This window comes from Ectopseudomonas toyotomiensis, assembly GCF_017167985.1.
Lineage (GTDB): Bacteria > Pseudomonadota > Gammaproteobacteria > Pseudomonadales > Pseudomonadaceae > Aquipseudomonas > Aquipseudomonas toyotomiensis.
This window is the reverse complement of the sequence record NZ_CP070505.1, coordinates 4,127,445-4,148,625: the sequence shown is the minus strand read 5'-3', so window position 1 is coordinate 4,148,625 and position 21,181 is coordinate 4,127,445. Positions and strand designations below refer to the sequence as shown.

At 62.5% G+C, this 21,181-nt stretch carries 19 protein-coding genes and 4 tRNA genes; 4 read left to right on the top strand and 19 right to left on the bottom strand.

Features of this window, described 5'->3' with window-relative positions:
- Positions 1-56: 56 nt before the first annotated feature.
- The 4 genes from JWV26_RS19250 to JWV26_RS19235 form a co-directional block, all read right to left on the bottom strand.
- Entirely contained in the window at positions 57-1,193 is a 1,137-nt protein-coding gene (locus JWV26_RS19250; protein ID WP_074914077.1) for a sodium ion-translocating decarboxylase subunit beta, read from the bottom strand.
- A gap of 10 nt (positions 1,194-1,203) precedes the next feature.
- Positions 1,204-2,982 carry a sodium-extruding oxaloacetate decarboxylase subunit alpha gene (gene oadA / locus JWV26_RS19245; RefSeq protein WP_206417586.1) on the bottom strand — a complete coding sequence of 593 codons (1,779 nt, stop codon included), beginning with the start codon at positions 2,980-2,982 and terminating at the stop codon, positions 1,204-1,206.
- 23 nt (positions 2,983-3,005) lie between these two features.
- Positions 3,006-3,263 (bottom strand): OadG family protein, encoded by a 258-nt coding sequence (locus JWV26_RS19240; RefSeq protein ID WP_074914070.1) that lies wholly within the window; start codon positions 3,261-3,263, stop codon positions 3,006-3,008.
- A gap of 201 nt (positions 3,264-3,464) precedes the next feature.
- Positions 3,465-4,361, bottom strand: coding sequence for an AraC family transcriptional regulator (locus JWV26_RS19235; RefSeq protein ID WP_072424804.1), 897 nt, complete (start codon positions 4,359-4,361; stop codon positions 3,465-3,467).
- Positions 4,362-4,536: 175 nt separating this feature from the next.
- On the opposite strand from JWV26_RS19235, the gene JWV26_RS19230 reads away from it, so the two are divergent.
- The 3 genes from JWV26_RS19230 to JWV26_RS19220 are packed head-to-tail and all read left to right on the top strand — an operon-like array spanning position 4,537 to position 6,091.
- Positions 4,537-5,259: an SDR family oxidoreductase gene (locus JWV26_RS19230; RefSeq protein ID WP_206417585.1), complete on the top strand. Its 723-nt coding sequence runs from the start codon at positions 4,537-4,539 to the stop codon at positions 5,257-5,259.
- An 11-nt stretch (positions 5,260-5,270) separates the two neighbouring features.
- On the top strand, positions 5,271-5,600 hold the full coding sequence (locus tag JWV26_RS19225; protein ID WP_241201232.1) for an Atu4866 domain-containing protein: 330 nt from the start codon (positions 5,271-5,273) through the stop codon (positions 5,598-5,600).
- A gap of 29 nt (positions 5,601-5,629) precedes the next feature.
- A complete protein-coding gene (locus tag JWV26_RS19220; protein ID WP_072424558.1) occupies positions 5,630-6,091 on the top strand; it encodes a nuclear transport factor 2 family protein in 462 nt (153 codons plus the stop codon).
- Between the two features lie 6 nt (positions 6,092-6,097).
- Here the strand turns inward: JWV26_RS19220 and mgtE are convergent, their stop codons facing one another.
- Positions 6,098-7,540: a magnesium transporter gene (gene mgtE / locus JWV26_RS19215; protein WP_074914065.1), complete on the bottom strand. Its 1,443-nt coding sequence runs from the start codon at positions 7,538-7,540 to the stop codon at positions 6,098-6,100.
- 323 nt (positions 7,541-7,863) lie between these two features.
- On the opposite strand from mgtE, the gene JWV26_RS19210 reads away from it, so the two are divergent.
- Positions 7,864-8,358 (top strand): DUF4124 domain-containing protein, encoded by a 495-nt coding sequence (locus JWV26_RS19210; protein ID WP_206417584.1) that lies wholly within the window; start codon positions 7,864-7,866, stop codon positions 8,356-8,358.
- A gap of 44 nt (positions 8,359-8,402) precedes the next feature.
- On the opposite strand, the gene JWV26_RS19205 is transcribed toward JWV26_RS19210, so the two are convergent.
- The 14 genes from JWV26_RS19205 to aruF all read right to left on the bottom strand — a co-directional run bounded on the left by JWV26_RS19205 (position 8,403) and on the right by aruF (position 21,032).
- Positions 8,403-8,479, bottom strand: a tRNA-Arg gene (locus JWV26_RS19205).
- 73 nt (positions 8,480-8,552) lie between these two features.
- Positions 8,553-8,629 (bottom strand) — tRNA-Arg (locus JWV26_RS19200).
- A gap of 74 nt (positions 8,630-8,703) precedes the next feature.
- A tRNA-Arg gene (locus tag JWV26_RS19195) sits at positions 8,704-8,780 on the bottom strand.
- A 70-nt stretch (positions 8,781-8,850) separates the two neighbouring features.
- Positions 8,851-8,941: transfer RNA gene (locus JWV26_RS19190), tRNA-Ser, on the bottom strand.
- Between the two features lie 61 nt (positions 8,942-9,002).
- Positions 9,003-9,188: a carbon storage regulator CsrA gene (csrA, locus tag JWV26_RS19185; RefSeq protein WP_003244478.1), complete on the bottom strand. Its 186-nt coding sequence runs from the start codon at positions 9,186-9,188 to the stop codon at positions 9,003-9,005.
- Positions 9,189-9,379: 191 nt separating this feature from the next.
- Positions 9,380-10,618 carry an aspartate kinase gene (locus tag JWV26_RS19180; protein WP_072424555.1) on the bottom strand — a complete coding sequence of 413 codons (1,239 nt, stop codon included), beginning with the start codon at positions 10,616-10,618 and terminating at the stop codon, positions 9,380-9,382.
- A gap of 102 nt (positions 10,619-10,720) precedes the next feature.
- Positions 10,721-13,345 (bottom strand): alanine--tRNA ligase, encoded by a 2,625-nt coding sequence (gene alaS, locus JWV26_RS19175; RefSeq protein WP_074914063.1) that lies wholly within the window; start codon positions 13,343-13,345, stop codon positions 10,721-10,723.
- A gap of 123 nt (positions 13,346-13,468) precedes the next feature.
- Entirely contained in the window at positions 13,469-14,473 is a 1,005-nt protein-coding gene (gene ltaE, locus JWV26_RS19170; RefSeq protein WP_196456174.1) for a low-specificity L-threonine aldolase, read from the bottom strand.
- Between the two features lie 160 nt (positions 14,474-14,633).
- Positions 14,634-15,647, bottom strand: a complete 1,014-nt coding sequence (gene astE, locus JWV26_RS19165; RefSeq protein ID WP_021488632.1) for a succinylglutamate desuccinylase — start codon at positions 15,645-15,647, stop codon at positions 14,634-14,636.
- A gap of 77 nt (positions 15,648-15,724) precedes the next feature.
- Positions 15,725-16,003, bottom strand: coding sequence for a hypothetical protein (locus JWV26_RS19160; RefSeq protein WP_003461883.1), 279 nt, complete (start codon positions 16,001-16,003; stop codon positions 15,725-15,727).
- Between the two features lie 26 nt (positions 16,004-16,029).
- The gene (astB, locus tag JWV26_RS19155; RefSeq protein ID WP_072424803.1) at positions 16,030-17,376 is read right to left on the bottom strand and encodes an N-succinylarginine dihydrolase; all 1,347 of its coding nucleotides are present in this window, start codon (positions 17,374-17,376) and stop codon (positions 16,030-16,032) included.
- Between the two features lie 14 nt (positions 17,377-17,390).
- On the bottom strand, positions 17,391-18,854 hold the full coding sequence (gene astD / locus JWV26_RS19150; protein ID WP_196456172.1) for a succinylglutamate-semialdehyde dehydrogenase: 1,464 nt from the start codon (positions 18,852-18,854) through the stop codon (positions 17,391-17,393).
- A 63-nt stretch (positions 18,855-18,917) separates the two neighbouring features.
- Complete coding sequence (astA, locus tag JWV26_RS19145) at positions 18,918-19,934, bottom strand: arginine N-succinyltransferase (RefSeq protein ID WP_072424550.1); 1,017 nt, start codon at positions 19,932-19,934, stop codon at positions 18,918-18,920.
- Positions 19,935-20,015: 81 nt separating this feature from the next.
- Positions 20,016-21,032 carry an arginine/ornithine succinyltransferase subunit alpha gene (aruF, locus tag JWV26_RS19140; RefSeq protein WP_072424549.1) on the bottom strand — a complete coding sequence of 339 codons (1,017 nt, stop codon included), beginning with the start codon at positions 21,030-21,032 and terminating at the stop codon, positions 20,016-20,018.
- Positions 21,033-21,181: the final 149 nt, after the last annotated feature.

Genomic DNA, 21,181 nt, shown 5'->3' with positions numbered 1-21,181 from the left:
CCTTGAGCCGGTTTTTTTATGGGCAACGAAAAGACGCGGAGCGAACTCCGCGCCAATCAGCCAACGAAACTGAGCAACACCCCCGCCGCCACGGCCGAGCCGATCACCCCGGCCACGTTCGGCCCCATGGCATGCATCAGCAGGAAGTTCTGCGGATTGGCCTCCAGGCCGACCTTGTTCGATACCCGAGCCGCCATCGGCACTGCCGACACGCCAGCCGAACCGATCAGCGGATTGACCTTGTGCGTGCTGAACACATTCATCAGCTTGGCCATCAGCACACCGGCCGCGGTGCCCGCGCAAAACGCCACCATGCCCAGCATGAGAATGCCCAGGGTCTTGAGTTGCAGGAAGGCCTCGGCCGACAGCTTCGAACCCACGGTCAGGCCGAGGAAGATGGTGACGATATTGATCAGCGCGTTGCGCGAGGTATCGGCCAGACGCTCGACCACACCGGCCTCGCGCAGCAGATTGCCGAGGGCGAACATGCCGATCAACGGCGCGGCGTCAGGCAGCAGCATACCGATCAGAATGCACAGCACGATAGGGAAGATGATCTTCTCGGTCTGCCCCACCGGACGCAGTTGCTGCATGACGATGGCGCGCTCTTCCTTGGTGGTCAGCGCGCGCATGATCGGCGGCTGCAGCAGCGGTACCAGCGCCATGTAGGCATAGGCCGCCACGGCAATGGGGCCGAGCAGATCAGGCGCCAGCTTGGAGGTGACGAAGATCGAGGTCGGCCCGTCTGCCCCGCCAATGATGGCGATGGACGCCGCCTCCTTGAGGGTGAACTCCATGCCGGGAATGCCCAGCGCGGTGATCGCCAGTGCGCCGAGCAAGGTGCCGAAGATGCCGAACTGCGCGGCGGCGCCAAGCAGCAGCGTCTTCGGATTGGCCAGCATCGGACCGAAGTCGGTCATGGCGCCGACGCCGAGGAAGATCAGCAGCGGGAAGATACTGGTCGGCAGGCCCACTTCATAGATCAGATGCAGGAAGCCCGCGCCTTCGGCCATGTTGGCCACCGGGATATTCGACAGCAGGCCACCGAAGCCGATGGGTACCAGCAACAGGGGCTCGAAGCCTTTCTTGATGGCCAGGTAGATCAGCAACAGGCACACCGCGATCATGAACGCCTGACCGGGCTCCAGATGGTACAGACCGGTGCTCTGCCAGAGCTTGAGGAGCTTTTCCATGACGCGCCCCTCAGCCGATGGTCAGCAGGCTTGCGCCCACTGCCACTGCATCGCCGACCTTGACGTTGACCGCACCGACGGTACCGGCCTTGAAGGCGCGGATCTCGGTTTCCATCTTCATCGCTTCGAGGATGATCACCAGTTGCCCCTCCTCCACGGCCTGGCCCGGCTGCACCAACACCTTGAAGATATTGCCGGCCAGCGGCGCGGCTTGCGGCTCGCCGCCGCCGACTGCGGCCGGAGCCGCCGCCGGTGCGGCGCTCGCTGTACCACCGACAGGCTTGATGCCTTCGATATCGCCGCCCTCGTTCACCTGCACGACGAAGGATTTGCCATTGACTTCGACGGTGTAGACCTCGGGCTTGCCGGCCTCGCGAGCCGGAGTTTCCTTGCCGGTCGGTGCCGGCTCGAAGGCCGCCGGGTTGCCGCGGTTTTTCAGAAATTTCAGGCCGATCTGCGGGAACAACGCGTAAGTCAGCACGTCGTCGATCTCGTCGGCGGCCAGCTTGATGCCTTTCTCCCGGGCGATGCCCTTGAGCTCGGCGGTCAGCTTGTCCATTTCGGCCTCGAGCAGGTCGGCCGGGCGGCAGGTAATGGCCTCTCTGCCCTCGAGTACACGGGCCTGCAGCTCGGCGTTGAACGGCGCGGGGGCGGCGCCGTACTCGCCCTTGAGCACGCCAGCGGTTTCCTTGGTGATGGACTTGTAGCGCTCACCAGTGAGCACATTGATCACCGCCTGAGTGCCGACGATCTGCGAAGTGGGGGTCACCAGCGGGATGAAACCCAAGTCTTCGCGCACGCGCGGAATCTCGGCCAGCACCTGGTCGAACTTGTCCTGGGCGCCCTGCTCTTTGAGCTGGCTTTCCATGTTGGTGAGCATGCCGCCTGGCACCTGGGCGACCAGGATGCGTGAATCGACACCCTTGAGGTTGCCCTCGAACTTCGCGTACTTCTTGCGCACCTCGCGGAAGTACGCGGCGATTTCTTCGAGCAGCTCGAGGTTGAGCCCGGTGTCACGCTCGGTGCCCTGGAACATGGCCACCACCGACTCGGTCGGCGAATGACCATAGGTCATCGACAGCGAGGAAATCGCGGTGTCGACGTTGTCGATACCGGCTTCCACTGCCTTGAGAATGGCCACCGACGACAGCCCCGCCGTAGCGTGGCACTGCATGTGAATCGGAATTGCCAGGTTGGCCTTCAGGCGCGACACCAGCTCGAGGGCGGTGTACGGGGTAAGGATACCCGCCATGTCCTTGATGGCCACCGAATCGGCGCCCATGTCTTCGATCTGCTTGGCCAGATCGACCCACATGTCCAAGGTGTGCACCGGGCTGGTGGTATAGGAGATGGTGCCCTGGGCATGCTTGCCCTGCTTCTTCACGGCCTTGAGTGCGGTCTCCAGGTTGCGCGGGTCGTTCATCGCATCGAACACGCGGAATACATCGACGCCGTTGACCGCCGCGCGCTCGACGAACTTCTCCACCACATCGTCGGCGTAGTGGCGGTAGCCGAGCAGGTTCTGCCCACGCAGCAGCATCTGCTGACGGGTGTTGGGCATGGCCTTCTTCAGTTCGCGGATGCGCTCCCAGGGGTCTTCGCCGAGGTAACGAATGCAGGCATCGAAGGTCGCGCCGCCCCAGGACTCCACCGACCAGAAGCCGACCTGATCGAGCTTGGGCGCAATCGGCAGCATGTCTTCGAGACGAACACGCGTCGCCAGGATCGACTGATGCGCATCACGCAGCACCACATCGGTGATTCCGAGTGCTTGTTTTACGGCAGTCATACAGGTGCTCCCTCTGAACCTGATCAACCGCGGCGTGCGCGGTGCTGGGCAATAGCGGATTGGATGGCGGCCAGTGTCTCTGCATCTGGCCCATGGCTGGCCGACTTGACACTAGGCGCTGGAGAAGAAATGGCCGGGGTCGGCGCGGGCGGAGCGAAGGTCGCGATCAGACGTGACATCAGACTGACCACACCCACCAGCAACACCAGAAAGACAAATACGAAGCCCATGCCGAACAGCATGAGTTCGACACCCTCGAGCAGCAGTTCACTGGGGGTCATCTTGGCTCCTTTGGCCAGCAGCTAAGCGGCTGCGTTCATTATTGATTAGGAGCGCCCAGAGTCAGTACCTGGGCAAAGCTGGCGAACCTTAGCGTGAAACAAGCGTTTGAAGCAAACGCCAAAAGGGCCGAACGGGCTATTTATGTAGTGGTCTATCAGCACCCACTACCAAAGAAGCAGACAGGCCTGGCGAGCGCAGCCTCAGGATGCCGAGCGAGCCGCGGTATCAACGGCGGGAGCCAGCCTCAGCAGGGTCTTGAAGTGACGTGTCTCATCACCAGGGGTACGCCCGAACAGACGCTTGAACTCCCGATTGAACTGCGACGGGCTTTCATACCCGACGCGCTGTGCAGCGCTGAGCGCACTCATGTCGTTGCGGATCATCAGCAGGCGCGCCTGATGCAGGCGAATGGCCTTGAGGTACTGCAGCGGTGAACGGCTGGTCATTGCTTTGAAATGCACATGGAAGGTCGGCACGCTCATGCTGGCGACTTCGGCCAGCGAAGGCACATCGAGCGATTGCTGATAATCCCGGTGAATCCGCTGCAGGACGCGCGCGATACGACCGAAATGACTGTTCTGCGCCAGGGTCGCGCGCAGGCCATTGCCCTGCTCACCCTGCAGCACGCGAAAGACGATCTCACGCAGAATCGATGGACCGAGCAGGCGCACCTCCTCAGGGTCAGCCAGGGCCTCCAGCAGGCGCAACGTGGCGTCACTCAGGCGCGCATCCATAGGGCTGGAATAAAGCGTTGCCGGTTGAGTTGGCTGGGGCTCTTCCAGCTCCATGACCAGCTCGGCCACCAACAGCGGGTCGACCCGCAGCGCTACCCCCAGCATGGGCTCTTCGGCACTGGCCTCGGTTTCGATGGAGAACGGCAGGGGCAGCGCCAGTACCAGATAGTGCTGCGCATCGTAAACATACAGTTTGCCGTCGTGCAGCCCACTCTTGCGCCCCTGGATCACGATCACGATGCTCGGCTCATACAGCGCCGGGGTTACAGGCAGCGAGCGATTGGAGCGCATGAAGGTCACCCCGTCGAGCTGCGCCGCGGTGTACCCCTCCTCGGGGGCCAGACGCAGCATCAGTTCGACCATACGCCGCTTGATGCTCTCAGGACTCATGCTCATGCGCCGCTTTCGACTCGTTATCGATACCTGGGCATTGTAGGGAGCATTCAATAGAAACAGGCAATATCGAAAGAGTAACGAGACTTAGCAGCCGGCCGGCCCCTGCCTAGCATGGACGCTCCATAACGCAATGGAGACCGACATGAGCAAAGTCATCCTCATCACCGGCGCCAGCAGCGGCATCGGCGAAGCCACCGCCAGACACCTGGCAAGCCTGGGTCATCACGTAGCCCTCGGTGCACGGCGCATCGAGCGCCTGCAGGCACTGGTAGAAGACCTGCAGGCACAAGGTCGACACGCCTCCTGCCGCGCCCTCGACGTCAGCCAGCTACACGACATGCAGGCGTTCGTCGAGCATGCCGAAGCCCAGCACGGCCCCGTCGACGTTATCATCAACAACGCCGGGGTCATGCCACTGTCGCCGCTCAATGCCCTGAAAGTGGATGAGTGGAATCGCATGATCGACGTCAACATCAGGGGCGTGCTGCACGGTATTGCCGCCGTACTGCCAGGCATGGAAGAACGCGGACGCGGCCAGGTCATCAATATCGCCTCCATCGGCGCCCACGCCGTATCGCCGACAGCAGCGGTCTACTGCGCCACCAAATATGCCGTCTGGGCGATTTCCGACGGCCTGCGCCAGGAAAGCGAGCGCATTCGCGTCACCACCATCTGCCCTGGCGTGGTCGAGTCCGAACTGGCCGACAGCATCTCCGACGCCAGCGCGCGCGAGGCGATGCAAGCTTTCCGTCGCGTCGCCATCACCCCGGACGCCATCGCCCGCGCCGTGGCCTATGCAATCGAACAGCCCGACGACGTCGACGTCAGCGAACTGATCGTGCGCCCAACCGCCAGCCCCCATTGATGGAGACCACCATGTCAGCGAAGAACACCATCGCGGTACTGCTGATCAGCGGCGCCTTGCTACCCGGCGTGGCAATGGCGGAATCCGAGCACCCGCATCCTTACGTAGGCATGTGGGTAACGGACGACGGCCATGTCCGCCATGAGCTATTGGCCAACGGCCGTTATGACGAGGCACGCGGCAATCGCGAAAGCGCCTACCGGGGCAACTACCGCGTCACCGGCAACCACATCGACTACGTCGACGACACCGGCTTTACCGCCGATGGTGAATTCATCAACGACGTGCTCTACCACGGCGGCATGGTACTGCGCCGCAAAAGCAACCCAATAGACGAATAACGCTATTCATCAGCCAAGGAAAAATGCCCATGAACATGCACAAGATCATCGCCGTATTGCTACTGAGCGCATCCCTCTGCCTCCCAGCCTGGGCAAGTGACAACACCGCGGCCAATCAGGCCCTGATTCAGAAAGCCTTCGATGATTGGCGCGCAGGCCAGGGCGGCATCTTCCAGTTGCTGGCCGATGACGCCGTCTGGGTCGTGGCCGGCAGCAGCCCCTACTCCGGGACTTACCGCACGCGAGAGGCGTTCATGGAAGATGCAGTCAAACCCATCACTGACAAACTGGCCACGCCCATCGTGCCCACCGTCCGCCAGATCGTGGCGCAAGGGCCTTACGTGGTCGTGCACTGGGATGGCCAGGCGACCGCCAAGGACGGCAGTCGCTACGAGAACAGTTACTCCTGGCACATGCAGCTGGAGAACGGCCAGATCACCCGGGTCACGGCCTTTCTCGATACCTGGCGACTGGTCGAGCTGATGAACTGACGGGACCTACAGCAGGAAGATCGACGCCAGCCCCAGGAAGATGAAGAAACCGCCGCTGTCGGTCATGGCAGTGATCATCACGCTGGCCCCCATGGCCGGGTCGCGCCCCAGGCGTGCCAGGGTCATGGGGATCAGCACCCCCATCAGCGCCGCCAACAACAGGTTCAGCGTCATTGCCGCGGTCATCACCACGCCCAGCGACCAACTGCCGTAGAGCCCATAGGCGACGGCGCCGATCACGCCCCCCCAGAGAATGCCGTTGATCAGGGAAACACCCAGCTCCTTGCGTACCAGACGCTTGGTATTGCCGGTGCTGACCTGATCCAGCGCCATGGCGCGTACGATCATGGTGATGGTCTGGTTGCCCGAGTTGCCGCCGATACCGGCAACGATGGGCATCAGCGCCGCCAGCGCCACCAGCTTCTCGATCGAGCCTTCGAATAGGCCGATCACACGCGAAGCGAGGAATGCGGTGACCAGGTTGATCGCCAGCCAGGCCCAGCGGTTGCGAACCGACTTCCACACCGAGGCGAAGATGTCTTCCTCCTCGCGCAGACCGGCCATGTTCAGCACTTCGCTTTCGCTTTCCTCACGAATCAGGTCGACCATCTCGTCGATGGTCAGACGGCCAATCAGCTTGCCGTTCTTGTCCACCACCGGGGCGGAAATCAGGTCGTAACGCTCGAAGGCCTGAGCGGCGTCGTAGCCGTCCTCGTCCGGGTGGAAGCTCACCGGATCGTCGGCCATGACTTCGCCGACCTGCTTGTCCGGGTCGTTGACCAACAGGCGCTTGATCGGCAGCACGCCCTTGAGCACGCCGTCGTAATCGACCACGAACAGCTTGTCGGTATGGCCCGGTAGCTCTTTCAGGCGGCGCAGGTAACGCAGAACCACTTCCAGGCTGACGTCTTCGCGGATGGTGACCATCTCGAAGTCCATCAGCGCACCGACCTGATCCTCTTCGTAGGACAGGGCCGAACGCACACGCTCGCGCTGCTGGGCGTCGAGCGATTCCATCAGCTCATGAACGACGTCGCGCGGCAGTTCCGGCGCCAGGTCGGCGAGTTCGTCGGCGTCCAGGTCCTTGGCCGCAGCGAGAATCTCATGATCGTCCATGTCGGCGATCAGGGTTTCCCGTACCGCGTCGGAGACCTCCAGCAGGATGTCGCCATCGCGCTCGGCCTTGACCAGCTGCCAGACGGTCAGACGCTCGTCGAGCGGCAAGGCTTCGAGGATGTGGGCGATGTCAGCAGGGTGCAGATCTTCGAGCTTGCGCTGCAGCTCGACGAGATTCTGACGATGCACCAGGTTCTCGACCCGGTCGTGATGCTGGCCTTCCTGACGATGAGTCAGGTCTTCGACCAGTTTGTGCCGATGCAGCAGTTCGATCACCTGGGCCAGGCGATCCTGCAAGCTTTCTTGCGGCTTTTTGGCTTCTACTTCAGTCATAGCGCGCTCCACCCCCAGTTGGCGGGCACGCCAGAGGGGATCAATCAGGTCTTACACGATTGTGCGAGGGGAGTATTGAGTAACTACTGGGTAAGTCCATGGTGGTATTCCACAAGCCCCGGCGGGGCTGACGCGGCGAATGATAACACCGCAAAACAGCTTTGTACGTGACAAAAGCGCGGCAAGAACAACTGCTTGCATCACAAACTTCGATCTCGCATGAAAACCTAGCTATGCGACGTCAGCGCTCCCCGCCAGGACACCCTGGCGAGCGCGAAAAAACGGTCTAACCTGAAGCAGGCAAACGTCACGGAGGACGATTCATGCGAGGACAGCACGTCGCAGCGCTACTGGCCGCTGCGCTTCTCTACCCTATTGCAGACAGCTCGGCCGCCAGCGTGTTCCGCTGCGTCGACGCTGACGGCCATATCACCTTCACCCGCCACGGCTGCACCGACGATCAGCAGCAGCATCTGCAGGATGCGCGCAACCACACGCCCAGCAGCGGCAAGCCAATCCCTCTGGCCGACCCAGGCCGACGTACGACAGCTGCCTCGGCAAGCAGTGGCGAGGTGGTCATCGTCGGTCAACAGGACGATGGCTGCGGCAACCTGCTGACCAGTAGCGAGAGGCGCCAGGCAATCATCCGCAAGGAAGTGCGCCGCGGCATGAGCAGAACCGACGTGGAAAGCAGCCTGGGCAAGCCGGACAGAATCACGAGCAGCAATGGGCAGCAGCGCTATCACTACCGCGAAAAACGCAAAGGCGGCAGCAGCCGGCAGGTCAGCTTCGACGAAGCCGGCTGCGTGAAGAAATGATGCGCAAAGAAAAAGGGCCTGCATCGCTGCAGGCCCTTTGGGTATGGCGGACTCAGGAGGATTCGAACCTCCGACCGCTCGGTTCGTAGCCGAGTACTCTATCCAGCTGAGCTATGAGTCCACACTTTGGCGCTTTTAGACCAGATCACCGCTGGTTGAAGCAAGGCGCTGCATCGCTGCATCGCCATTGAATATGGCGGACTCAGGAGGATTCGAACCTCCGACCGCTCGGTTCGTAGCCGAGTACTCTATCCAGCTGAGCTATGAGTCCAAACTTTGGCGCTTTTAGACCAGATCACCACTGGTTGAAACAAAATGGCTTGCAGCGATGCAAGCCATTGAATATGGCGGACTCAGGAGGATTCGAACCTCCGACCGCTCGGTTCGTAGCCGAGTACTCTATCCAGCTGAGCTATGAGTCCGTTTGGTGTTTTTATACCAGATCACCTCTGGTGATTCGCCAGCCCGGCTTACGCCCGGCTCGCTGAATAATGGCGGAGAAGGGGGGATTCGAACCCCCGACACCCTTTTGAGGTGTACTCCCTTAGCAGGGGAGCGCCTTCGGCCACTCGGCCACCTCTCCGCAACACGGGGCGCATGATAAACATGTTTTCCCCGTTTGCAAACAAAAATTTGTAGAAAAATTAGTGGCTTGGTTCGTCACCCTTCTCTTTCTGGATGCGCTGGTAGATTTCTTCACGGTGTACGGCAACCTCTTTCGGCGCATTGACACCAATGCGCACCTGGTTACCTTTCACACCCAACACGGTGACAGTCACATCATCACCGACCATCAGGGTCTCTCCGACCCGGCGAGTCAGAATCAGCATTCCTTTCTCCTCAACGGATTACATTTCTCAGGACAACAGTCTGCAAAAAGAAAATGGTGCCGGCTTCCCGCTAAATCAAGCCTGAAAGCCTCCACCCAAGTATTGACCAGCGCGCGCAGAAAGAAAGTTCCCACATGCCAGTCAAAAAGACGAAAGGCGCGGAACCAGCCGCGCCTTTCAAATCAGTTGAATCACTCGCCCTGTCGGGCCGGGGCATCCAGCTCGAAAGCGGTATGCAGAGCGCGTACCGCCAGCTCCAGATACTTCTCCTCGATCACCACGGAAACCTTGATCTCGGAGGTGGAGATCATCTGGATGTTGATGGTCTCCTTGGCCAGGGCTTCGAACATACGGCTGGCAACACCGGCATGGGAGCGCATACCGACACCGACGATGGACACCTTGGCGATATTGGTGTCGCCGACCACTTCACGGGCGCCCAGCTCGTCTGCAGTCTTCTGCAGCACGCCGAGGGCGTTGTTGTAGTCGTTGCGGTGCACGGTGAAGGTGAAATCGGTGGTGTTATCGTGCGAGACGTTCTGCACGATCATGTCCACTTCGATGTTGGCGGCGCTGATCGGGCCGAGAATCTTGAAGGCGATGCCGGGGATATCCGGTACCCCACGGATGGTCAGCTTGGCTTCGTCGCGGTTGAAAGCGATGCCGGAAATGATCGGCTGTTCCATGGATTCCTCTTCATCAAGGGTAATGAGGGTGCCCGGCCCCTCCTGAAAGCTGTGCAGGACGCGCAGCGGGACGTTGTACTTGCCGGCGAACTCCACCGAACGAATCTGCAACACCTTGGAGCCGAGGCTGGCCATTTCCAGCATCTCTTCAAAGGTGATCTTTTCCAGACGCTGAGCCTTGGGCACCACACGCGGGTCGGTGGTGTAGACACCATCGACGTCGGTGTAGATCTGGCACTCGTCGGCTTTCAGCGCCGCAGCCAGAGCCACGCCGGTGGTGTCGGAACCGCCACGACCGAGGGTGGTGATGTTGCCGTGCTCGTCGACACCCTGGAAGCCGGCGACGACGACGACGCGACCGGCCTTGAGATCAGTACGAATCTTCTGGTCATCGATCTGCAGAATGCGCGCCTTGTTGTGCGCGCTGTCGGTGAGGATACGCACCTGGTTGCCAGTGTAGGACACCGCCGGCACGCCGCGCTTGATCAGCGCCATGGCCAGCAGAGCAATGGTCACCTGCTCACCGGTGGACACCATGACATCCAGCTCACGCGCAACCGGCTCACCATCGGTGATCTGTTTGGCCAGATCGATCAGGCGGTTGGTTTCGCCGCTCATGGCGGAAACCACGACGACGATGTCGTCACCGTTGTCGCGGAACTTCTTCACCTTGTCGGCCACCTGCGCGATACGCTCGATGGTGCCGACGGAGGTGCCCCCAAACTTCTGTACGATCAAAGCCATTTCAAAAAGCCGCCTGATTCCTCGAAGGGCGCCCATTAAACCCGCATCGGGTCATACTGCCAAGGCCCGCCGGACGCACTGCGGGCCCCGCTTTCTCGCTCGTTACGAAGCCTGCTCGACCAGAGTAGCGGCCAGAGCCAGGGCTTCATCCAGCTTGCCGGCATCAACGCCGCCGCCCTGAGCCATGTCCGGGCGACCGCCGCCCTTGCCGCCCACAGCTGCCGCGGCCTGACGCATCAGGTCACCGGCCTTGACCTTGGCGGTCAGATCCTGGGTCACACCAGCGACCAGCACCACCTTCTCGTCGAACACACCGCCGAGCAGGATCACAGCGCTGCCCAGCTTGTTCTTCAACTGGTCAACCAGCGCCAGCAGCGCCTTGCCGTCCAGACCATCGAGACGCGCAGCCAGCACCTTGGTGCCCTTCACGTCCACGGCCGAACCGGCCAGGTCGTTACCGGCGGCGCTGGCGGCCTTGGCCTTGAGCTGCTCCAGCTCCTTTTCCAGCTGACGGTTGCGTTCGATCAGGGCCGAGAGCTTGTCCAACACGTTGTCGCGGCTGCCCTTGACCAGGGAAGCGGCTTCCTTGAGCTGCTCCTCGGCGCCATTGAGCCAGGCCAGCGCGGCGGCGCCAGTGACCGCTTCGATACGACGCACGCCAGCGGCCACGCCGCCTTCGCTGGTGATCTTGAACAGACCGATGTCGCCGGTACGCGATACGTGGGTACCGCCGCAGAGCTCGACGGAGAAATCGCCGCCCATGCTCAGCACCCGCACCTGATCGCCGTACTTCTCGCCGAACAGCGCCATGGCGCCCTTGGCCTTGGCGGTTTCGATGTCGGTTTCCTCGGTCTCGACCTCGGAGTTCTTGCGAATCTCGGCGTTGACGATGTCTTCCAGCTGCTTGATCTGCTCGGGCTTGATCGCCTCGAAGTGGCTGAAGTCGAAGCGCAGGCGCTGACTGTCGACCAGCGAGCCCTTCTGCTGCACGTGATCGCCCAGCACCTGACGCAGCGCGGCGTGCAGCAGGTGAGTCGCGGAGTGGTTCAGCGCGGTGGCCTGACGCACGCCGGCTTCGGCTTCAGCCTTGACACTGGTGCCGACACTCAGGCCGCCCTTGGCCACCACACCGTGGTGCAGGAAGGCACCGCCGGCCTTGGTGGTGTCGCGCACGTCGAAGCGTACGCCAGCACTTTCCAGGTAACCGCAGTCCCCGACCTGACCACCGGATTCGGCGTAGAACGGGGTCTGATCCAGCACCACCACGCCCTCCTCGCCTTCGGCGAGGCTGTCGACCGCAGCACCGGCCTTGAACAGGGCAATGATCTTGCCGCTGCCGCTGGTGCCTTCGTAGCCGAGGAAGCGGGTGTCGGCGTCAACCTTGACCAGGGCGTTGTAGTCCATACCGAAGGCGCTGGCAGAGCGGGCGCGCTCGCGCTGCGCCTCCATCTCACGCTCGAAACCTTCCTCGTCCACCGACAGCTCGCGCTCGCGGGCGATATCGGCGGTCAGGTCAACCGGGAAGCCGTAGGTGTCGTACAGCTTGAACACCACATCACCCGGGATGACCGAGCCTTTCAAGCCAGCCAGATCCTGCTCGAGGATCTTCAGGCCCTGCTCCAGGGTCTTGGCGAACTGCTCTTCTTCGGTCTTGAGCACGCGCTCGATGTGCGCCTGCTGCTGCTTGAGCTCGGGGAAGGCTTCGCCCATCTCGGCCACCAGGGCGGCGACGATCTGGTAGAAGAAGCTGCCCTTGGCACCCAGCTTGTTACCGTGGCGGCAGGCGCGACGCACGATGCGGCGCAGCACGTAGCCACGGCCTTCGTTGGACGGAGTGACGCCGTCGGCGATCAGGAAGCTGCAGGAACGGATATGGTCGGCCACCACCTTCAGCGAAGCCTGGCCTTCGTTGCTGCAGCCAATGGCCTTGGCCGAGGCAGCCAGCAGGTTCTGGAACAGGTCGATCTCGTAGTTCGAGTTGACGTGCTGCAGCACGGCGCTGATGCGCTCCAGGCCCATGCCGGTGTCCACGCTCGGCGCCGGCAGCGGGTGCAGCACACCGTCTGCAGTGCGGTTGAACTGCATGAACACGTTGTTCCAGATCTCGATGTAGCGATCACCATCTTCTTCCGGGCTGCCGGGTGGGCCGCCCCAGATGTGCTCGCCGTGGTCGAAGAAGATCTCGGTGCACGGGCCGCACGGGCCGGTATCGCCCATTGCCCAGAAGTTGTCGGAAGCGTATGGCGCGCCCTTGTTGTCGCCGATGCGGATCATGCGCTCGGCCGGTACGCCAATTTCCTTGTTCCAGATTTCGTAAGCCTCGTCATCGGTGGCGTAAACGGTAACCCAGAGCTTTTCCTTGGGCAGGTTCAGCCACTTGTCGGAGGTCAGGAACTCCCAGGCGTAATGAATGGCGTCACGCTTGAAATAGTCACCGAAGCTGAAGTTGCCCAGCATTTCGAAGAAGGTGTGGTGACGTGCGGTGTAGCCAACGTTCTCCAGGTCGTTGTGCTTGCCGCCGGCACGCACGCACTTCTGGCTGGTGGTGGCGCGGGTGTAGGCGCGCTTTTCCAGACCGAGGAAGCAGTCCTTGAACTGGTTCATGCCTGCGTTGGTGAACAGCAGGGTCGGGTCGTTCGCCGGAATCAGCGAGCTGGAAGCGACACGGGTGTGCCCTTTTTCTTCGAAGAAGCTCAGGAAGGCTTCACGGATTTCTGCGCTTTTCATAGGGATATCCACGGAATCAGGCGGCCACGGCAAAAGCCGGCAAAGGGCCGCATTATATCGGGCCCACCGCGCGCGGCTAGTACCTTGTTGATAGCCGACAGCTATGAACTGTCGGCATATTGCTCAATGAGAGCGAAAAGCGTCGAACGCCTCGATCACCCGCACGATCTGCTCGGCGCTGACATCCAGATGAGTGACCAGACGCAGGCGCGGCGCGGCACTGACGGCAATGCCGCGTTCGGCCATGAAGGCCTTGATCTGCCCGGCGCGCTCACCAAGTTGCACATAAACCATATTGGTCTGCACCGGCTCGACGCTGTAGCCCAGTTCGGTCAGTGCAGTGCCCAGGCGCTCCGCGTTGGCATGATCCTCAGCCAGACGCTGAACCTGATGATGCAGGGCATACAGCCCCGCCGCCGCCAACACCCCGGCCTGACGCATGCCGCCACCGACCATCTTGCGCAGACGCCGCGCCTTGGCAATCAGCGCAGTGCTGCCGCATAGCACCGAACCGACCGGCGCACCGAGGCCCTTGGACAGGCATACCGAGACCGAGTCGAAGTGTCGGGTGATGTCGCGCGCCGGCACCCCGAGCTTGACCGCGGCGTTGTACAGGCGGGCGCCATCGAGGTGTAGGCTCAAGCCACGGCGGCGAGTGAGTTCGCGGGCGGCTGCCAGGTAGTCGAGCGCCAGCACCTTGCCCTGCATGGTGTTTTCCAGAGCCAGCAAGCGGGTACGGGCGAAGTGGAAGTCGTCCTGCTTGATCGCCGCTTCGACCTTGGCCAGATCCAGCGAGCCGTCGGCTTCGCCGTCGATCGGCTGCGGCTGGATGGAGCCAAGCACGGCCGCACCGCCGCCCTCGTACTTGTAGGTGTGGGCTTGCTGGCCGACGATGTATTCGTCACCCCGCTCGCAATGAGCCATCAGGCCGAGCAGGTTGCTCATGGTGCCGGTGGGAACGAACAGCGCCGCCGCGAAGCCCAGCTCATTGGCCAGCCAGGCCTCCAGACGGTTTACCGTGGGGTCTTCGCCATACACGTCATCGCCCAGCTCGGCAGCCATCATGGCTTCGCGCATGGCAACGGTGGGTTGGGTGACGGTGTCGCTACGCAGGTCGATCAGGGGCATGACAGGCTTTCCCGGCAATTGGCGAAAGGCTCATGCTAAAGAGGTCGCCCAGACGGTGAAAGATACAGTTGCGGGCAAAATCGCGGATAGCCGTGGGAGGCGCTTTAGCGGCGATCAATACGCCGTAGCATCGCGGCTAAAGCCCCTCCCACAAACGCCGCTACGCCAGGCCGGCACCGTCGTCGGGGACGATCAGGATGGCGGCGCGCAGACCGTTCTTGACCTTGGGATTGGGGAAGATGATTCGCGCGCCCTTCTCTTCCACTATCCAGCGGCTGTCGGCGATGTCTTCGGCGAGCAGGTAACCGGGCTCCAGTTCGGTGAAGTTTTCAATATCCTCCGGCAGGTGCAACTGGAAGCTGTCGCTGTGCTTGATCACCTCACGTGATACCGAAAACAGCTGCAAGCCATCGAGCGTCGGCTCGCCGCTGATCACTTCGCGCCCTTCGATCAGTGCGTGCAGCGCATTCTCCAGCAGGTCGAGGTTGACCAACTCGTTCTGACCGAAGGCGCGCGCCTTGCCCAACTCCAGGGTGAAAGCCTCGGCACCAAGCTGCGCATAGGTGTAAGCGCTAAAGGTGATCGAAGACTTGTTCTGCAGCAGCACCGCCTCGATGCCGGCAGCGCGCAGGCGCTCCAGCTCACGCCGCGAGTGAGCGCGACCTTCCTGCCAGGGATAAAGGGCGAACTGCTCGATTTTCGAGCCGCGAATGGCGGTGTGCAGGTCGTAATGCAGACGAGTGCGGCCTGTTTGCTTGCCGAAAAAGGTGGCGGCCAGATGCTCCAGATCGCAGGCGCGAATAGCCTCGAAGCCACTGGACTGCTCGTGACGACCACTGAACAGGCGGTTGAGGTCCTGCTCGATATAGCGCTCACCGCGGCGCATGGCCTCGGGATTGCCGAACAGAAAGAGAATGCGCGCCGCCGGATGCAGTTCATTGCGCGCGATGCCGCGCAGCAGACGATCGAGCAGCTCGATTGGTGCGGTTTCGTTGCCGTGGACGCCGGCCGACAGCAGCAGGTCGAGGCCATTGTCGCGCGCTGCAGGCGGCGTCACCTCCAGCGCACCTTCGTCGAGCCAGCGCAGACGCGTACCATCGGGCGTCAGTTGAATCTTCGCCGACGGCTCGTGGCCGGCCAGGGTCAGTTCAAGCAGTTTGCCGAGGGCAAGCATGGGGACTCCTTGGTTCGCAGCATTTTCGCAGGGTGGGCTGAAGCGGAGCGCCGCCCGGCCCGCCCTACAAGATTCGATCAGTGGTTGCAGTCCGGGCCATGAACATGATCATCCTCGTCGGCAATCATCGGCTCCATCTCCAGCTGCAGGCTGACCAGGTTGGTAGCCTGCGGACGCAACAGCAGGTTGACGTACTCGGTATCGCCCTCTTCCACATCGACGCCGATCAGCAACTGATCGCCAACGGCCTGGACCCACAGTTCCTTGCCCTGCCAGACCACGGCAAAGCGGCTGCAGGAGGTTTCCAGTTGGGTACCGTCGTTGTCTTCAAGAATCAGTTGCAGCGCGTCGCTCATAAAATCTCCGGGAATCGAGGTCAGGTTCAGGCTATCTGGAAAGGATAGACCGAGCCCAGTTTAAGGATCTGCGTCAGTTCATCCAATGCCGTGCGGCATTCGGTCAGCAATTGCGGGTCGGCCAGATCGGCTTCGCTGAGGCGATCGCGGTAATGCTTGTCGACCCATGCCACCAATGTGTCATGCAGCGCGTCGCTCATCAGCACGCCCGGATTGACCGCGGCCAGCTCCTGCTCATTGAGCGCCACACGCAGGCGCAGGCAAGCCGGACCACCGCCGTTCTGCATGCTCTGCTTGAGGTCGAACACGCGCACCTCGCGGATCGGCCCGCCGCTCGCGGTCAGTTGCTCCAGGTAGCGCCAGACGCTGGCGTTGCTCTTGCACTCCTCTGGCACCACCAACAGCATGCTGCCATCGGCACGCGTCAGCAGCTGGCTGTTGAACAGGTAGGAACGCACCGCATCCTGCACACTGACGGCAGAAGCTGGCACGCAGATGGCCTGGAAGTTACCGCCGCGCCGGGCCAGTTTTTCACCCAGTTCGGCCAGTACCTTGTCGGTGCCCAAGAAGGCATCCTGGTGATAGAGCAGCACCTCGCCGTTGCCCACGGCGATCACGTCGTTGTGAAACACGCCCTGATCGATCACCTCCGGATTCTGCTGGGCGAACACCACCCCGGCCTTGCCCAGGCCATGCAAGCGGGCCACCGCGTGAGAGGCTTCCAGGGTCTGCCGCGCCGGGTAGCGCTGCGGGGCCGGATAGCGACTGTCGAAGGCGCTGCGGCCGTAGACGAAGAACTCCACACCGGCGTCGCCATAGCCCTTGCAGAAGCGCGTATGGTTGGCCGCACCTTCGTCACCAAACTGACTGACCGCCGGCAACGCCGGGTGATGAGCGAAGTGTTTCTCGCTGGCGAACATCGCCTGCAGCACGCGGCTGGTGGTGGGGTGCTCGATGCTGCGGTGGAACTTGCAGTTGAGGTTGGCGGCGGTGAAGTGCACGCGCCCATCTGCCGTGTCGGCGCTGGGGCTGACAGTGCAGGAATTGGCCGTCCACATGCTGGAGGCCGAACAGCTCGCCACCAGCAGAGGCATGGCGCCCTTGGCGGCCTTGGCGATCACCTGCGCGTCACTACCGGTAAAGCCCAGGCTGCGCAAGGCGGCAACGTCCGGACGCTCCTGCGGGGCCAGTACGCCCTGCTTGAAGCCCATGTCCATCAGCGCCTTCATCTTCGCCAGCCCTTGCTTGGCGGCTTCCTTGGGGCTCGACACGGCCTGACAGTTGCTCTGCGACGCGACGTTACCGTAGGACAACCCACCGTAGTTGTGAGTCGGCCCGACCAGGCCGTCGACATTCATTTCAAAAGCGGACATCTCATAAGCGGTCATTACAGAGTCACTCCCGGGGTCAGGGTCGCGGGTAAGGCCAGGCTTTCGCTCTCAAGCCCGGCCACCGGGTAGGCGCAGTAATCCGCTGCATAGTAGGCACTGGCGCGATGGTTGCCCGAAGCGCCGATGCCACCGAAAGGCGCAGTGCTGGCGGCGCCAGTGAGCTGTTTGTTCCAGTTGACGATACCGGCGCGGCTGTGCAGCCAGAACTGCTCGAAGCGCGCACGTGAGTCGGACAGCAGGCCGGCGGCCAGACCATAAGCCGTGGCGTTGGCCTCGGCGATGGCAGCCTCGAAACTGTCGTAGCGGATCACCTGCAGCAGCGGACCGAAGAATTCTTCGTCAGGACGGTCGCTCACGGCCGTGACATCGAGAATGCCGGGCGTCAGCAGCGCAGCCCCCTCCTGCGGCTGGGTCATCGCCAGCAATGCCGTGGCGCCGCCGGCCAGCAAGTCCTGCTGGGCCTGCATCAGCTGCGCGGCGGCCTGCAGGGAAATCACCGAGCCCATGAACGGCGCCGGCTGCTCGTCGAAGCGACCGACCTTGATCTGCCCGGCAACCTGCACCAGACGCGCCAGCAGGGCGTCACCCCACTGCCCTTGTGGCACCAGCAGACGACGCGCGCAGGTGCAGCGCTGGCCAGCCGAGATGAACGCGGACTGGACGATGGTGTACACCGCGGCATCGACATCCGCGACCTGATCGACGATCAGCGGGTTGTTGCCGCCCATCTCCAGCGCCAGGATCTTGTCCGGGCGCCCGGCGAATTGGGCGTGAAGCAGGTTGCCGGTGCGGCTGGAGCCAGTGAAGAAAAGCCCGTCGATACCAGGATGACCGGCCAGCGCGACGCCGGTTTCACGACCGCCCTGCAGCAGGCTGAGCACGCCCTCGGGCAGCCCGGCCTCGATCCAGCATTTGACCGTCAGCTCGGCCACCTTCGGCGTCAACTCGCTGGGCTTGAACAGCACGCAGTTACCAGCCAGGAGCGCCGGCACGATATGGCCGTTAGGCAAGTGGCCGGGAAAGTTGTAGGGGCCAAACACCGCCACCACGCCGTGCGGTTTGTGGCGCAACACCGCGGTGGCGTCGCCCAGCGGGCCGCTCTTCTCACCGGTGCGCTCGCGATAGCTCTGAATGGAAATGGCGACCTTGCCCACCATGCTGTTCACTTCGGTGGCAGCTTCCCATAATGGTTTGCCGGTCTCCTCACCAATCGCCCGGGCCATTTCGTCGGCACGCGACTTCAGGCAGGCGGCGAAGCGCTCCAGCACGGCGATGCGGCCATCCAGCGAATGCGCTGCCCACAACGAGAAAGCGCCACGCGCAGCGGCAACGGCTGCATCGACCTGCGCAGCGGTGGCGCCCTGACCCTGCCAGAGCACGGCCTGGCTGACCGGGTCGAGCGATTGCAGCGACTCGCCCTGACCGGACTGCCACTGACCTGCGATGTAATGAGTGTTCATCTTGTTTTACCACTCCCAGCATTTTCCAGCGGCCGGCTTGGGCCGCCGCGCAAAACCAATAACTCAGCGGTGCGCCGCCAACGGCACGGCGCGTACCTGATCACCCGCAGAAAGGCGCAGACGCTTGGCCGTCAGCGGATCGACCACCAAAGTGCCGGCCGCCAGGCGCGCTGGTGCAGCGGTGATACGGCAGTCCTGGCGCTTGCGGTTGTGCACCAGGAACGGCTCGGCGTCATCACCCGGCGTACCGATGGCCAGTACCAGGTTCTGGCTGCCCTGCACGGCGCGAATCTTCGCGGTTTCCGCCTCGATGGCCGGGCCCGCGTCGAAGATATCGACATAGCCCTGGTAGCTGAAACCCTCGGCCTTGAGCATGGCCAGCGCCGGTTCGGTGTCCGGGTGGACACGGCCGATCACGGCACGTGCGTCCTCGGAAAGGAAACAGGTGTACAGCGGAAACTTGGGCATCAACTCGGCGATGAAGGCCTTGTTGCCGACGCCGGTGAGGTAGTCCGCCTGGGAGAACTCCATCTTGAAGAAATGCCGACCGAGGCTTTCCCAGAACGGCGAGCGTCCACGCTCGTCAGACATGCCGCGCATCTCGGCGATCACCTTGTCGCCGAACAGCTGGCGAAACTCGGCGATGAACAGAAAGCGCGCCTTCGACAGCAAACGGCCGTTGAGGCCAGTGCGGTAATCGGCATGCAGAAACAGCGAGCACAATTCGGAGTTGCCGGTCAGGTCGTTGGCCATGAATAGCGTCGGCACCTGGCGATGGATGTTCAACTCCTGAGAAGCGCTGACGGTCAGGCCGACCCGGTAGTTGTACCAGGGCTCGCGCAGGCCGACGGCGCCGGCCACCGCAGAAATGCCCACCACCTTGCCGGCATCGTCTTCGAGGACGAACAGGTAGTCGGCATCGGCACGCTCGGCCTCGCCACGAAATGCCTTCTCCGCCCAGCCGACCCGGTGCGCCAGGCGCTCCTCGTTGGCCGGCAGCGTGGTCAGGCCAGCGCCGGTGCTGCGAGCCAGGTCGATCAGAGCCGGCAAGTCGGCACTGCGCACGGGACGAACGATCATAAAGCCTCCAGATTCCTCAAGAGTGCCGCCGGCACTCTCCTCTGCCCTTGAAGGGCGCCCACTCCAGCCGGAGCGAGCCTGTTAAACCGCTACCAACCTGACGCTGGCACCTTCGCCGACACCCAGGGCCTCGGCCGCCTGTGCGCTGAGCACCACAGGCTTACCCGGCACCCAGTCGAGATCGGCGACGATGGCGCGGAAATCCTGCAGTTGGCCGTTGCTCACCAGATACTGGCGCCCGCCCGCCTCGGCCTCGCCGATCCTCACCGGCACCAGGCGGCTCTGCGCGATGCTGCGGATGCCCGAGGTGCGTGCATGCAGGGTCGGGCCACCGTCGAAGATGTCGATGTAATGGTCGGTCTCGAAGCCTTCGCGCATGAGGATGTCGAAGGTGATCTGCGCGCGCGGATGCACCTGGCCCATGGCCTCCTGCGCCTCATCGGAGAGCAGCGGCACGTAGATGGGGTAATGCGGCATCAGCTCGGCGAGGAAGGTGCGGCTCTTGAGACCGCACAGGCGCTCGGCCTCGGCGTAGGTCATGTCAAAGAAGTTGCGCCCCAGCGCGTCCCAGAACGGAGAATCACCGTTCTCGTCGCTGTGGCCGACGATCTCCACCACCACGGCATCGGCGAAACGCTCCGGGTGCCCCGCCATGAACAGCAGGCGGCCGCGCGAATTGAGCTCGGCGAACACGCTGCTGACCAGCGGGCGTTCGACGTAGAAGCTGGTGAGCAGGCTGTTGCCGGTCAGGTCGTGACACAGCGACAGCACGTGGATCTTGTTGTGGATCTTCAGCTCACGCGAGTTGTGCACGAAGGTTTCGTTGCGAAAGCTGTAGAAGGGTTCGGAATATCCCGCCGAAGCGACGATGCCGGAACAACCGACCAGGCGCCCGCTCTCGGTGTCCTCGAGGACGAAGAAATAGCTCTCCTCGCCGTTGAAACTGACTTCAGCGGCGAACGACGCATCCGAGGCGGCGATCTTGTCGCCCAGCCGGCCTGCATCGTCCGGCAATGAAGTGACACCTACCGGGCTGTCAGCAGCCAATCGCTGCACTTCGGCCAGATCCGCCATTTGCGCAGGGCGCATCACCAGCATGGGTCACTCCTTCTAAACAGGGTATTCATAGCCCGGGTCGGGCAAACAGCCGTGGGAGGCGCTTTCGGCTCGGGCATCCTGATTCGCTCTACCTTCTGCATCCATGCAGTCGCAGCGGCGATTGTCGCAGCTAAAGCGCCTCCCGCAGC